Source organism: Flavobacterium sp. I-STPP5a (assembly GCF_009764685.1).
In the GTDB taxonomy this organism is placed as follows: domain Bacteria; phylum Bacteroidota; class Bacteroidia; order Flavobacteriales; family Flavobacteriaceae; genus Flavobacterium.
Genome location: NZ_VHLM01000003.1, coordinates 1 through 645, shown reverse-complemented (window position 1 = coordinate 645; position 645 = coordinate 1). Strand labels below are relative to the sequence as shown.

Sequence of the window (645 nt, the reverse complement as noted above, 5' to 3'; positions counted from 1 at the left end):
GTCACTTTCCAGTAACTTCCGGTTCCTTGTACATAAAATCTCGTGGTCCTACAACCCCAACATTGCCGTAACAACATTGGTTTGGGCTAATCCGCGTTCGCTCGCCACTACTTACGGAATCACTTTTGTTTTCTTCTCCTCCGCCTACTTAGATGTTTCAGTTCAGCGGGTTTGCCCACCTATCGGTGTACTATGTCTTCAACATAGTGGGTTGCCCCATTCAGGTATTTACGGATCAACGCATGTGTGCTGCTCCCCGTAACTTTTCGCAGCTTATCACGCCTTTCATCGCCTCTGAGAGCCAAGGCATCCCCCATACGCCCTTATTTTGCTTATTGTACAGACACGATAAATCGTGTCTCTACGTTTATGATAAATCACAAACGTGTTCTTTCTACTTTTTATTATTTCTTATCTCAATATGTCAATGAACTTTTTCTTTTTGAATAAAGAAAATAGAGCGTAGATATTAGACTTTGTCTATATTCTTTCTTCTATATTCTATCTTCTCTAAGATAGTGGAGAATAACGGAGTCGAACCGTTGACCTCCTGCGTGCAAGGCAGGCGCTCTAGCCAGCTGAGCTAATCCCCCAATTTAATTATGAATTGTGAATTATGAATTATGAATTATTTGTAATTCGTAA

The 645-nt window shown here is 40.9% G+C and carries 1 tRNA gene and 1 rRNA gene; both read right to left on the bottom strand.

The features are described from left to right. Positions 1-338: ribosomal RNA gene (locus FJV36_RS00285) — 23S ribosomal RNA — on the bottom strand; the annotation flags it as partial. A gap of 181 nt (positions 339-519) precedes the next feature. Next, positions 520-593 (bottom strand) — tRNA-Ala (locus FJV36_RS00280). Positions 594-645 lie beyond the last annotated feature (52 nt).